At 73.3% G+C, this 13,572-nt stretch carries 8 protein-coding genes; 6 read left to right on the top strand and 2 right to left on the bottom strand.

Going from position 1 to position 13,572, the window contains the following annotated elements; translation table 11 throughout:
* The first annotated feature begins 220 nt into the window (after positions 1-220).
* A complete protein-coding gene (gene adhE, locus ACFYYJ_RS34455; protein ID WP_389138100.1) occupies positions 221-2,839 on the top strand; it encodes a bifunctional acetaldehyde-CoA/alcohol dehydrogenase in 2,619 nt (872 codons plus the stop codon).
* A gap of 63 nt (positions 2,840-2,902) precedes the next feature.
* Here the strand turns inward: adhE and ACFYYJ_RS34450 are convergent, their stop codons facing one another.
* Positions 2,903-3,505, bottom strand: coding sequence for a TetR/AcrR family transcriptional regulator (locus ACFYYJ_RS34450; protein WP_385129832.1), 603 nt, complete (start codon positions 3,503-3,505; stop codon positions 2,903-2,905).
* Between the two features lie 134 nt (positions 3,506-3,639).
* On the opposite strand from ACFYYJ_RS34450, the gene ACFYYJ_RS34445 reads away from it, so the two are divergent.
* The 4 genes from ACFYYJ_RS34445 to ACFYYJ_RS34430 all read left to right on the top strand — a co-directional run bounded on the left by ACFYYJ_RS34445 (position 3,640) and on the right by ACFYYJ_RS34430 (position 8,449).
* Positions 3,640-5,025, top strand: coding sequence for a purine-cytosine permease family protein (locus ACFYYJ_RS34445; RefSeq protein WP_389138098.1), 1,386 nt, complete (start codon positions 3,640-3,642; stop codon positions 5,023-5,025).
* A gap of 69 nt (positions 5,026-5,094) precedes the next feature.
* Positions 5,095-6,780 (top strand): amidohydrolase, encoded by a 1,686-nt coding sequence (locus ACFYYJ_RS34440; protein ID WP_389138096.1) that lies wholly within the window; start codon positions 5,095-5,097, stop codon positions 6,778-6,780.
* 299 nt (positions 6,781-7,079) lie between these two features.
* Positions 7,080-7,154: a putative leader peptide gene (locus tag ACFYYJ_RS34435; RefSeq protein WP_385129853.1), complete on the top strand. Its 75-nt coding sequence runs from the start codon at positions 7,080-7,082 to the stop codon at positions 7,152-7,154.
* A 47-nt stretch (positions 7,155-7,201) separates the two neighbouring features.
* Positions 7,202-8,449 (top strand): vanadium-dependent haloperoxidase, encoded by a 1,248-nt coding sequence (locus ACFYYJ_RS34430; protein WP_389138094.1) that lies wholly within the window; start codon positions 7,202-7,204, stop codon positions 8,447-8,449.
* A 6-nt stretch (positions 8,450-8,455) separates the two neighbouring features.
* On the opposite strand, the gene ACFYYJ_RS34425 is transcribed toward ACFYYJ_RS34430, so the two are convergent.
* Positions 8,456-9,571, bottom strand: coding sequence for a DUF3533 domain-containing protein (locus tag ACFYYJ_RS34425; protein ID WP_389138092.1), 1,116 nt, complete (start codon positions 9,569-9,571; stop codon positions 8,456-8,458).
* A 110-nt stretch (positions 9,572-9,681) separates the two neighbouring features.
* Here ACFYYJ_RS34425 and ACFYYJ_RS34420 point away from each other — a divergent pair, with 110 nt between their 5' ends.
* Entirely contained in the window at positions 9,682-13,500 is a 3,819-nt protein-coding gene (locus ACFYYJ_RS34420) for a DNA polymerase III subunit alpha (RefSeq protein ID WP_389138090.1), read from the top strand.
* Positions 13,501-13,572: the final 72 nt, after the last annotated feature.

The raw sequence follows: 13,572 nt of genomic DNA, 5'->3' as shown, positions 1-13,572 counted from the left end.
TTTTCACAAGTGCCCACGGGTCTTTAGTCCTCCCACATATGCCCAGGTCAAGGAGATGCCCCAGGGGGCGTGAACGGGCGTGAACGGACCTTCGGTCCGCCATGAAAGGGCTTTTTCGGCGCCACCGATTCCGCTTTCGGGTGTCGAATTGAGGCATCAGGAAAACAGGCCCGCGCAGGCCTTGTGGCCGGGGCGGGTTCGAAATGAAGGAGTTCCTGCCATGCAGGCCAACGAGATGGTGGACGAACTGGTCGAGAGGGCACTGGGCGCGCTCGGCGGGTTCGAGTCGTTCAGTCAGGAGCAGGTCGACCACATCGTCAAGAAGGCTTCCCTGGCGGCCCTGGGCTCACACGGCGAACTCGCGCGCCTCGCCGTCGAGGAGACCGGTCGCGGCCTCTTCGAGGACAAGGCGGTCAAGAACCTCTTCGCCTGCGAGCACGTCGTCAACTCGATGCGCGGCCTGAAGACCGCGGGCGTCATCCGCCGCGACGAGCCGAGCGGCATCACCGAGATCGCCGAACCCGTCGGCGTCGTCTGCGCGATGACCCCCGTCACCAACCCGACCTCGACGACGGTCTTCAAGGCGCTGATCGCGCTGAAGACCCGCAACCCGATCGTCTTCGCCTTCCACCCCTCGGCGCAGAACTGCTCCGCCGAGGCCGCCCGCATCGTCCGCGACGCGGCCGTCGCCGCCGGCGCCCCGGAGCACTGCGTGCAGTGGGTGACCGCCCCCTCGATGGAGGCGACCGCCGCGCTGATGAACCACCCGGGCGTCTCCACCATCCTCGCGACCGGCGGCAACGCGATGGTCAAGGCCGCCTACTCCTGCGGCAAGCCCGCCCTCGGCGTCGGCGCCGGCAACGTCCCCGCGTACGTCCACAAGAGCGCCAGGCTCGGTCGCGCGATCCACGACATCGTGCTCTCCAAGGCCTTCGACAACGGCATGATCTGCGCCTCCGAGCAGGCCGTCATCCTGGACCGGGAGGTCTACGAACAGGGCATGGCCGAGTTCCGGCGGCTGGGCGCGCACGTGGTGTCCGCCGCCGAGAAGACCAAGCTGGAGCAGTACGTCTTCGGCACGACGGCCCACGCCGCGGACGTCTCCGGCGCGAAGCTGAACCCGGCGGTCGTCGGCAAGTCCCCGCGGTGGATCGCCGAACGCGCCGGCTTCACCGTCCCCGAAGGCACCTCCATCCTCCTCGCCGAGTGCGACGAGGTCGGCGAGAGCGAGCCGCTGACCCGCGAGAAGCTCTCCCCGGTGCTGGCCGCCCTGAAGGCGTCCGACACCGAGCACGGACTCGAACTCGCCGCCGCGATGGTCGAGTTCCACGGACTGGGCCACAGCGCCGCCATCCACGCCGAGGACGAGGAGCTCGTCGAGGAGTTCGGTCGGCGGGTCAAGGCGGTCCGCGTCATCGCCAACTCGCCCTCCACCTTCGGCGGCATCGGCGACGTCTACAACGCCTTCCTGCCCTCGCTGACCCTCGGCTGCGGCTCCTACGGCCACAACTCGGTGTCCGACAACGTCACCGCGGTGAACCTGATCAACGTCAAGCGGATCGGACGGCGCAACACCAACATGCAGTGGTTCAAGGTCCCGCCGAAGATCTACTTCGAGCGCAACTCCCTCCGCCACCTCGGCGAGATGGAGGGCGTCGGCCGGGTCTCCATCGTCACCGACAAGACCATGGTCGCCCTCGGCTTCGTCCGGAAGGTCACCGACATCCTCCAGGCCCGCGAGGGCTCCGTCGCCGTCCAGGTCATCGACGGCGTCGAACCCAACCCGGAGCTGTCGACCGTGCGGGCGGGTGCCGCGATGATGCGCGACTTCGGGCCCGACACGATCATCGGCCTCGGCGGCGGCTCCCCGATGGACGCCGCGAAGATCATGTGGCTGATGTACGAGCACCCCGAGGTGGAGTTCGCGGACACCAAGGAGAAGTTCTTCGACGTCCGCAAGCGCGCCTACACCTTCCCCCCGCTCGGCGGGAAGGCCCGGATGGTCGCCATCCCGACCACCTCGGGCACCGGCTCCGAGGTCACCCCGTTCGCCGTCATCTCCGACCCGGCCGCGGCCCGGAAATACCCCCTCGCGGACTACGCGCTGACCCCGGACGTCGCCATCGTCGACCCGGTCCTGCCGATGGGGCTGCCGCCCGCCGTGACCGCGGACTCCGGCTTCGACGCCCTGACGCACGCGACCGAGGCGTACGTGTCCGCGTACTCCAACGACTACACGGACGGCCTCTGCCTCCAGGCGATCAAGCTGATCTTCGAGAACCTCCGGCGGTGCGTGGTCGACGGGCCGAACGATCCCGAGGCCCGCGAGAAGATGCACAACGCCGGGACGGTCGCCGGCATGGCCTTCGCCAACGCCTTCCTGGGCCTGGTGCACGCCATGGCGCACACCCTCGGCAACACCTTCCACGTCGCCCACGGCCGCACCAGCGCGATCCTGCTGCCGCACGTGATCCGCCACAACGGCACGGTCACGCACAAGGCCACCCCGTGGCCGAAGGCCGAGGTCTACCGGGCGCCGGAGCGCTTCCAGGAGATCGCGAGGACGCTGGGGCTGCCGGCCGCGACCCCGGCCGAGGGCGTCGAGTCGTACGCCAGGGCCGTCGAGGAGCTCCGCACCGAGTGCGGGATCCCCGCCTCCTTCGCCGAAGCGGGCGTCGACGAGCAGGCCTTCGTCGAGGCCCTGCCGGTCCAGGCCGTGAACGCCTACGCCGACCAGTGCGCCCCCGCCAACCCTCGGATGCCGATGATCGACGACATGGAGCGGCTGATGCTCCAGGCGTACTACGGCAACGCGGAGGGTGCGCCGGCCGACCGCTGAGCCGCCGAGCCGCCGAGCACGAGGAACGGCCCGCCCGGGCAGCACGTCCGGGCGGGCCTTCCGCTATGCGCGGGGGATCAGGAGCGCCGCCGCCGAGCGGGCCTGCGCCAGGGCCCTCGTGCGGTCGGCGCCGCGCTGGCCGAGGACGACCCGGGTGCTCAGGCCGTCCAGCAGCGCGAGGAGCTCCGAGGCCCGGGCCGGGACGTCCATGGGGGCGAAGCGGCCCTGGTCCACGCCCTTGACCAGCAGTGTCTCCAGGTCCTGCTGCCAACTGTCGTCGATCTCCTCCTGGGCCGCCTTCAGCGGTTCGTTGGAGGCGGTACGGGCCCACAGCTCGATCCACAGGGTCCAGCGCGGGTCGCGCGGCCCCTCGGGGAGGTAGAGCTCCAGGTACTGGTCGAGCTTGCGCGCGGCCGTCACCCGGCGGCCGAGGAGGGCCCGGCGCTCCCCGGTGAGCAGTTCCTCGCTCCAGCGCAGCGCCTCCAGCAGGAGGCGGTCCTTGCTGCCGAAGTAGTACAGGATGTGCCCGCCGCTGGTGCCGAGCCGCTCGGCCAGCTTGGACATGGTCAGCGCGGCGAGTCCGTCCTCGGCGATCGCCGCCATGGCCTCTTCGAGCATGCGTTCCTGGGCGATCTGCCCGTCGCGCCGCCGTGCCGCTCCTGCCACCGGTCCCGCCCTCCGTCTGCCCTGGCCAGACCTTATCCCGAGCAGGGTCTTGACGTGCGCGTGGTCCACCCCTCATCTTGAATGCCATTCAACAACTTAGAACGCCGTTCAAGATCAGTCAGGGGTGTAAGCGGATGAGCGACGAGGTCTTCAAGGTCGAAACGCACGGCATCGACCCGATCCCGGACGAGGAACGGCACGGCAGTGCCATGGACCTCTTCTGGCTCTGGTTCGGCTCCAACCTGACCTTCACCTACGTGATCAACGGCGCCCTGGCCGTGGCCTTCGGACTCTCCTTCTGGCAGGCCACCGCCGTGGTCGTGGTCAGCGGACTGTCGTTCTTCGCCGTCAGCGCCGCCGGGCTCAGCGGGATCCGCACCGGCACCGCCACCCTGGTCATCTCCCGCGCCGCCTTCGGCGTCCGGGGCAACTTCCCCGCCGGGGTGCTCAACTGGGTGGTGAGCATCGGCTACACCATCGTCAACACCGTCGTGGGCACCCTGGCGCTGGAGCTGATCCTCGCCCAGACCGGCCTGGCGGAGGGGAAGCCGGCCCGCGCCCTCGCCCTCCTGATCACCCTCGCGCTGACCTTCACCGTCGCCATGTGGGGCCACGCCACCGTGCAGTTCGCCGAGCGCTGGGCGGCGTACGTGCTGGCCGCCGGATTCGGCGTGCTCCTCGTCCTCGTCCTGCCCGGCGCCGACACCTCCGCCCCGTCCTCGGCGCCCGGGCTCTCCGGCTGGAGCCTCGCCTTCGTGGTCATGCTCGCCGGGCCGTTCTCGTATCTGCCGATGCCCGCCGACTACACCCGCTACCTGCCCCGCACCACCTCGCTGAAGTCGATCACCTGGACCGGCGCCCTCGGCGGGCTCGTCTCCTCCGTGGCCCTCGGCGTCGCGGGCGTGGCCGCCGCCACCCAGACCGACATGACCGACGCGGTCGCCGGAGCCCAGGGACTGCTCCCGGGCTGGTTCCGGCCGCTGTTCCTGGCCCTCGTACTCGGTGGATCCGTCACCAACTCGATCATCACCCTCTACTCGTCCAGCCTGAACCTCCAGGTCCTCGGCATCCCGTGGAGCCGCGCCCGCGCCCTCGGCATCAGCGCCGCCGTCACCGCCGTCGGCTCGCTCGCCGCGCTGTTCCTCACCGACTTCACCACCTCCCTGCTCTCCTTCCTCTCCCTCCTGATCATCGTGTTCGCCCCCTGGGGCGGGGTCTTCCTCGCCGACATGCTGCTGCGCCGCTGCCACTACGACGCCGACGCGCTGCACGGCGGGAGCACGGGCGCCTACTGGTACCGCGCCGGCTACCACCCGGCCGGTATGGCCGCCCTCGTCGCGGGCATGGTCTTCGCCGCCCTGACCTGCGACTCCGCGCTGTGGACCGGGCCGCTCGTGGCCCCGCTCGGCGGCGCCGACCTCACCCTGCTCGGCTCGGTCGTCTCCGGGCTCACGTACTGGGTCCTGGCCCGCCGCGCGGTGCGGGCGCCGCGAGTTCCCGAGGCCGTTCCGGCGGCCTGACACCGGGCCGCCGCCCGTCACCCCCTCCACATCCGCATCCCCTCCGCACCCGCAATGGAGCACACCCCGATGTCCCACCCCCTCCCCGCCGACCTGCTGCTCACCGGAGCCCGGATCCACACCGTGGACCAGGACCTCCCCGAGGCCGAAGCCCTCGCCGTCCGCGACGGGGTGATCGTCTGGATCGGCCCGGACGCCGAGGCCGCCGCCTGGGCCGGCCCGGACACCGAGCGGATCGACGCGGCAGGGAAGCTGGTCCTCCCCGGCTTCGTCGACGCGCACAACCACGTCCGGCTCGGCTCCGACGACGCCTGCGTGCAGCTCGCCGGCGTGCGGACGCTGGAAGGCATCCACGAGCGGATCCTCGCCTGGCGGGAGACCAACCCGAACGCCGAATGGATCGAGGCCGAGGCGTTCGACTACTCCGCGATCCCGGACGGCCGGATGCCCACCGCCGCCGACCTGGACCCGGTCACCGGGGACACCCCCGCGCTCGTGCTCTCGTACGACGTCCACACGGCCTGGCTGAACACGGCCGCGATGCGGCGCCTCGGCGTCACCCGCGACCGTACGGACCTGCCCTTCGGAACGGCGGCGGTGGACCCGGAGACCGGCGAACCCACCGGGTTCGTCAAGGACTTCGCCGTCAAGGGCCTCTCGCGCGACGGCCACCGCGCCCTGCGCGACCTGGGCGTGCCGTGGGCCTCGCCGGACCGGCAGTACGGGCGGCTCGCCAAGAGCCTCGACGACGCGATCGGCTTCGGCATCACCACGGTGGTGGAGCCGCAGAACTCCCTCGACGACCTGGAACTGTACGAACGGGCCCGCGCGGAGGGCCGGCTGCGCTCGCGGATCGTCGCCGCGCTGTTCCACCCCAGGGGGACGGGCGACGCAGACCTGGCCGACTTCGAGGAGGCCGCCCGCCGCTTCTCCGACGAGCGGCTGCGGGTCGGGCCGCTCAAGCTGTACATCGACGACGTGGTGGAGCCGCGCACGGCCGCGCTGCTGGAACCGTACGCGGGCTGCGGCAAGCACCGGGGCGAGACCTTCTACCCGGCCGAGGAGTTCGCGGAGCTGCTGGCGAAGCTGGACGCGCGGGGCTTCCAGTGCTTCGTGCACGCGACGGGCGACCGGGGCATCCGGACCGTCCTGGACGCGGTGGAACACGCCCGCGCGGTCAACGGCCCGCGCGACGCCCGCCACCAGGTGGTGCACGTGGAGTGCCTCGACCCCGACGACGTGCCGCGCTTCGCCGAACTGGACGTGGTGGCCTGCATGCAGCCGAGGCACTGCGCACCGGAGATCGCGGGGCCGGGGCAGGACTGGGCCGAGAACGTGGGCGAGGAGCGGTGGCACAAGGCGTGGCCGATGCGGAGCCTGCACGAGGCGGGGGCGGTGCTGGCGTTCTCCAGTGACTGGAACGTCGCCGAGATGGACCCGATGGTCGGCATCTACACGGCCGTGACGCGCCGGTCCCTCGACGGGGGCGGCGAGGCGTGGCAGCCGGGCGAGACGGTGGACGTGGAGACGGCCGTGCACGGCTACACGATGGGCTCGGCCTACGCCAACTTCCTGGAGGAGGAGCGGGGTTCCCTGACGGTGGGCAAGGCGGCGGACTTCGTGATCCTGTCCCGCGACATCCTCACCGTCCCGGCGGAGCAGATCCCGGGCACGGTCGCGGAAACCGTGGTGGTGGCGGGCGAGGTGGTCCATCGGACCGGTGCCGGTTCCCTGGCCGGGGGCCCGGCCGCGTAGGAGGCTTTCCCCGGCGGGGTGCGAGGGGAGCCGGCCGCGCGGGCGGACTTCCCCGGCTGCGCCGGGCAGTGTCCCCGGCGGGGGCAGCGCGTGCCGGTCCGCTGCGGCGGGGCGGTGTCCCCGTCCCGGGAACGTGGCGGCTCCAGCCTCGCCGGCGTTTGAGGCGCGGGGTCCGGGGCGGAGCCCCAGGGGTTCGGGGCGCGGCCGCGTGTTACGGGCGGACGACAGGTCCGTGTCCGAACGGCCGTGGGCGGCAAAGGGCGTTGCGGGTCGGGGTCGGTACCCCCTAGCTTCGCCGCATGGCACGTACCCCCGGTCTGACGAAGCGGCGCGCGATCGACCTGATGAGGGTCGCCGGCGCGATGTGTCGGTGAGGTCCGTCACCGCCGTCCCGCAGTCGTTCCGCCAGCCAGGAGTGTTCGTGAAGCCGTCCCGCTCTGCCCTGCTCACCTTCGGGTCCGCCTTGGTGCTGTCCGCCACGGTGGCCTTGCCCTCCGCTCAGGCCGCCGTCCCGGCCCCCGCCGGTGAGGTGGTGCGCGAGTGGTACGACACCACCGCGCAGACCGTCGCCGCCGCGGGCGCGCCCACCCAGGTCACCAACAGCCGCACCTGGGCGATCAGCTGGCTCGCCGCCGCCCGTGCCACCCGCGAGGCCCCGGGCGGGCGCGGCCGGGTCGCGTTCCAGGACGCGGCCGTCGCCTCCGCCGTGCACGACGCGCTCGTCGCCCTCGCCCCGACCCGGAAGGCGGAGCTCGACGCCGCGCTCGCCGGGAGCCTCGCCCGGATCCCCGACGGCCCCGCCGAGCGGCGCGGTGTCGCCGCCGGGGCCCGGCAGGCGAGGCTCGCGCTCGCCGACCGGCAGGGCGACGGCCTCGACCCCGCGTCGGTGAACGCGCCCTTCGCCGTGCCGGCCGCCGCGCCCGGCGTGTGGCAGCCGACGCCCGACGGCTACGCCCCCGCCGCGCAGTACGGCAACCGCGTCGCCGAGCCCTTCCTGCTCGACTCCCCGTCCCAGTACCGGGTCGGCCCGCCGCCCGCGCTCGACTCGCAGCGCTACCGGACGGACCTGGCCGAGGTGCGCGCGTACGGGAAGTCGGACAGCACCGTGCGCACCCCGCGCCAGACGGAGACCGCCACTTTCTGGTACGGCTCCTCGCTGACCCTCTACACCGAGCCCCTGCGGGTGGCCCTGACCCGCTCGCACGGATCGGTCGCCGACCGGGCCGGGCTCGTCGCGCTGTTCCACGCCGCCCTGGTGGACACGCAGATCGCGACCTCCGACAGCAAGTACGCGTACACCCGCTGGCGCCCGGTCACGGCGATCCGTACCGGCTCCATCGACACCGACCCGACCTGGAGCCCGCTGCACGGTACCCCGGCCCACCCGGACTACCCGAGCGGCCACGGCACGTACGCCGGTGCCGCCGAGGCGGTGCTGGACGCGCTGGCCGGGCCCCGTACCGAGCCGTTCTCCCTCACCAGCCCGACCGCGCCCGGCGTCCGGCGGACGTACACGAGCTGGGAGCAGTTGACGCGCGAGAACGTCGACGCGCGCGTCTTCTCGGGGATCCACAGCCGCTCCGCCGACGAGGCGGGCGTCACCCTCGGCCAGGCCGTCGGCCGGCACGCCCTGCGCGGGGCCGGTCCGCTGCTGAGGCCGCTCCGCTAGGGCGTCTCACGCCTTCGTTCCGTCGCCGGTGGAGCCGGGGACGGAGGGGTCGTCGTCGGGGAGGCCGCTGCCCACCGCGGCCCCCGGCCGGCCCTTGCGGGAGACCGCGCAGGCCAGGGTGACCGCCGAGCCGAGCACCGCCCAGCCGGCCAGTACCAGCATCGGGCCGCCCGCGCCGTTGCCCTTGAAGTACGTGATGGAGCGCGCGGCGTACGTACCGGCGCCCGGCGGCAGGGCCGGGCCGATGGCGCTCCAGAACGGCGGCAGCAGCGGGTACGGGTAGGCGCCGCCCGCGCTCGGGTTGCCGAGCACCACGACCAGCAGGATCGCGAGGCCGATGCCGACCACGCCGGCCAGCCCCTGGAAGGCCAGGGTGATCGCGCCGACCGCGAAGACGACCAGGGTGCCCAGCCCCCACAGGGCCATGATGTTGCCGGGCAGGGCGTCCAGGACCGGACCCGCGATCAGCGTGCCGAGCAGGCCCGCGGCGATCGAGTACAGGAGCAGCGCGCCGAGCCGGATGATGGCGCGGGCGGAGTTCGCGGGCCGGGCGCCGGCGCTGATCGCGAGGATCGCGGCGCACAGGTAGCCGCCCACGCACCAGCCGATGACCAGGTAGAAGGAGCTCAGGCCGCGGGCGTCGCCCCGATCGGCCGGGGCCACGTCGGTGACTTTGACCGTGCGGCCCTGGGCCTTCTCGGCGAGGCCCACGACCGCTTCCAGCGCCTGGGAGAGCGAGGCGCCGGCCCCGGAGGCGACCAACAGCTCGTCGGTGGTGCCGGCCGGGTTGACGATCAGCGCTCCGTCCACGTCCCGGTTCTGGATCTGCTCGACGGCCACGGCCCTGTTCTCCACCGCACGGGCGTCGAGCGGTGTGCCGGGCAGGGCGTCGAGCTGCTTCACGGTCCGCTCGGTGAGCTGCTGCACGGGCGCGGCCACGGCGATCGGGATCTCGCTGGGCTTCGGGTGGTGGAAGGCGCCGATGTACGAGGTGATGAAGGCGAGCTGGAGGGCCAGCACCCCCACGACCAGCAGGGCTGCCCGGATGGTCACGGCGTCCTTGATCTCGGCGAGGAAGCCGCCGGACGGGCCTGCGTCGGTGCTCTCGGTGCGCTGGGTCATGCCCCCACGCTCGGCGGGGCGGGTGTGGGGCGCAGCAGGGGCGGGCCGAACGGATGATCTCCCGCCCGGATGGTCGAACAAGTGTTTCGCACGGGTATTCGAATTGCTCTATGGTGGAGACGGGGGAGGTGTTCTACGAGCGAAGCAGGAGGCCGCGGGTGCCTGGTTTTACGCATCTGCACACCGTTTCGGGGTTCTCCATGCGCTACGGAGGATCACACCCGGAACGGCTGGCGGAGCGTGCCGCAGAGCGGGGCATGGACGCCCTCGCCCTGACCGACCGCGACACCCTCGCGGGTGCGGTGCGGTTCGCGAAGGCGTGCGCGAAGGAGGGGATCCGGCCGCTGTTCGGCGCGGACCTCGCCGTGTCGCCTGCCGTGTCGCCTGCGGCGGGCTCGGCGGGCTCGGCGGGCTCGGCGGGCTCGGCGGGCTCGGTCGGTGCCGGTGCGGGCGGGGGTGGCCGTGCGGGGTCGGCCGGGTCGGGGGGCTCGGCCGGCCTCCGTGCGGGCGGGTCCGGCTCCGGGTTCGGGGCGGGTGGGGATCGTGAGGTCTCGTACCGGCGGCGGAACCCCGTCAAGGGCGGGGCCTTCGTCGACGAGTCCGCCGCGCGGGCCGTCTTCCTGGCCCGGGACGGGGCCACCGGGTGGTCCGAGCTGTGCCGGATGATCACGGCCGCGCACGCGGGTTCGGCCGGGGCGGGTCTCCGCGGTGCGGGTTCCGCCGGGGAGGGGTTCCCCGGTGCGGGCTCCGGCGGCGCCGGGGTCGTGCGGGACGCGGGGCGGCAACCCGTCGTGCCCTGGGAGGCGTTGCGCGGGGAAGGGGTGTTCGTGCTGCTCGGGCCCGGCTCCGACGTGGGGCGGGCCCTCGCCGCCGGGAGGCCCGACCGCGCCGCGCGCCTGCTCGCGCCCTGGCGGGAGGTGTTCGGGGACGCGGTCCGCCTGGAGGCCGTCCACCACGGCCGCACCGGCACCGGCTCCGGCTCGCTGCGGCTGGCCGCCCGTACCGTCGGCTTCGCCGCCGAGCAGGGCGTCCCGGCCGTGCTGACCAACGCCGTCCGGTACGCCGACCCCGGCCAGGGTCCGGTCGCCGACGTCCTCGACGCCGCCCGCCGGCTCGTTCCCATCGACCCCCGAGGCCCCCTCGACACCGGCGAGCGCTGGCTCAAGGCGCCCGCCGCCATGGCCGAGGCCGCCGACCGCATCGCCAGGGCCGCCGGACTGCGCCCCGCCGACGCCCGCCGGCTGCTCGCGGAGACCAGGCACACCGCCGAGGCCTGCTCCGTCGACCCCGAGGACGACCTCGGCATCGGCTCCGTGCACTTCCCCGAGGCCCGGCTCGTCGGCGCGGCCCACCGCACCGCCCAGCGGGTCCTCGCCTCCCGCGCCTCGGCCGGCATGGTGCTGCGCGGCTACGCGGACGACCCCGCGTACTGGGAGCGGATGCACCACGAGCTCGACATCATCGCCCACCACGGCTACGCCTCGTACTTCCTGACGGTTGCTCAAGTCGTGGACGACGTAAGGGAGATGGGCATCCGGGTGGCCGCCCGCGGCTCCGGCGCCGGCTCTCTCGTCAACCACCTCATCGGCATCGCGCACGCGGACCCCGTCGAGAACGGCCTGCTGATGGAGCGGTTCCTGTCCAAGCGCCGCCGCGTCCTGCCCGACATCGACATCGACGTGGAGTCCGCCCGCCGGCTGGAGGTCTACCGGCGGATCATCGGCCGGTTCGGCGCCGAGCGCGTCGCCACCGTCTCCATGCCCGAGACCTACCGGGTCCGGCACGCCATCCGCGACGTCGGCGCCGCCCTGTCCATGGACCCGGCCGCCGTCGACCGGCTCGCCAAGGCCTTCCCGCACATCCGGGCCCGCGACGCCCGCGCCGCGTTGGAAGAGCTCCCCGAACTGCGCGACGTACGGGGGAAGTCGTACGGGCGGCTGTGGGAGCTCGTCGAATCCCTGGACGCGCTGCCGCGCGGTATCGCCATGCACCCGTGCGGGGTGCTGCTGTCCGACGCCTCGCTGCTCGCCCGTACGCCCGTCGTGCCCACCAGCGGCGAGGGCTTCCCCATGTCCCAGTTCGACAAGGACGACGTGGAGGCGCTCGGGCTGCTCAAGCTCGACGTGCTGGGCGTCCGGATGCAGTCCGCGATGGCGCACGCGGTCGCCGAGATCCGGCGCGGCACGGGGGAGGAGCTCGACCTGGACGACCCGGCGCAGGTCCCGCCGGGCGACGGGCCCACGTACGAGCTGATCCGCTCGGCCGAGACGCTGGGCTGCTTCCAGATCGAGTCCCCGGGCCAGCGGGACCTGGTCGGGCGGCTCCAGCCGTCGACCTTCCACGACCTGGTCGTCGACATCTCGCTGTTCCGGCCGGGGCCGGTGGCCGCCGACATGGTGCGGCCGTTCATCGAGGCCCGGCACGGGCGGGCGCCGGTGCGCTTCCCGCACGAGGACCTCGCGGACGCGCTCCGCGAGACGTACGGGGTGGTGGTCTTCCACGAGCAGATCATCGAGATCGTGCACGTCATGACCGGCTGCGGGCGCGACGAGGCGGACCGGGTGCGGCGCGGGCTGTCCGACCCCGATTCGCAGGGGCGGATCAAGGCGTGGTTCGCGGCGACGGCGCGCGAGCGCGGCTATCCGGCGGAGGTGATCGACCGGACCTGGGAGATCGTGGAGGCCTTCGGCTCGTACGGCTTCTGCAAGGCGCACGCGGTGGCCTTCGCCGTGCCCACGTACCAGTCCGCGTGGCTCAAGGCGCACCACCCGGCGGCCTTCTACGCCGGGCTGCTCACGCACGATCCGGGGATGTACCCGAAGCGGCTGCTGCTGGCGGACGCGCGGCGGCGGGGCGTGCCGGTGCTGCCGCTGGACGTGAACCGGTCCGCGGTGGCCCACCGCATCGAACTGGTGTCCGATGCTTCTTCTCCTTCTTCTTCTCGGGCGGAGTGGGGGCTGCGGCTCGGCCTGTCCGACGTCCACGGCATCAGCGGCGCCGAGGCGGACCGGATCGAGGCCGGGCAGCCGTACGCCTCCCTGCGCGACTTCTGGGACCGGGCCCACCCGGGGCGGCCGGTCGCCGAACGGCTGGCGCAGGTCGGTGCGTTGGACGCCTTCGGGGCCAACCGGCGTGATCTGTTGCTGCACTTGACGGAACTGCACGGCGCGCAACGGGCCGCCGGGGTGCGGGGTGGCGGCCGGGGCGGCAGTCGGGGCGGGGCGCAACTCCCGCTGGAGGGCGGCCGGTCCACGGCCTCCGTCGGGCTGCCGGACCTCTCCGACGCGGAACGGCTCAGCGCCGAGCTGGGCGTCCTCGGCATGGACGCCTCGCGGCACCTGATGGCGGACCACCACGCCTTCCTGGCCGAGCTGGGGGCGATCCCGGCGCGGCGGCTGCGGGAGACCCGGCACGGGCAGACCGTACTGGTCGCGGGCGCCAAGGCGGCCACCCAGACCCCGCCGATCCGGTCCGGGAAGCGGGTCATCTTCACGACCCTGGACGACGGTACGGGCCTGGTCGACCTGGCCTTCTTCGACGACAGCCACGAGCGCTGCGCGCACACCGTCTTCCACTCCTTCCTGCTGCTGGTGCGGGGCGTCGTGCAGCGGCGCGGTCCGCAGAGCCTGAGCGTGGTCGGGGCGGCGGCGTGGAACCTGGCGGAACTGGTGGAACTGCGGGCCGCGGGCGGCCTGGACGCGGTGGCGGCCCACTTGGCCGCGTCCGGCGAGGCCGCTGCGGGTGCGGGTGCGGGTGCGGCCGAGGGGGACGGCGATGGCGACGGTGCGGTCGGCGGGCAGGGCTCCGGCCGTCGGATCCGCATGTCCACGGGGTACGAGATGAACCCCTGGGCCGACCTCCAGCCGCCGGGCGAGGGTCCGGCGACGGGCCGCAAGCTCTGGCACTCCAGCCCGGGGAGCGCGGGATGACGGCGGGCCGGGGCGCGGGTGCGCGGGGCGGCCCCGGCACGGCCGCGGCGCCGGGCCCGGCCGCATCCCCGG

Origin of the sequence: Streptomyces sp. NPDC002467 (assembly GCF_042889825.1) — a bacterium.
In the GTDB taxonomy this organism is placed as follows: domain Bacteria; phylum Actinomycetota; class Actinomycetes; order Streptomycetales; family Streptomycetaceae; genus Streptomyces.
The sequence above is the reverse complement of the archived record's forward strand: the minus strand, read 5'-3'. Positions and strand labels throughout refer to the sequence as shown.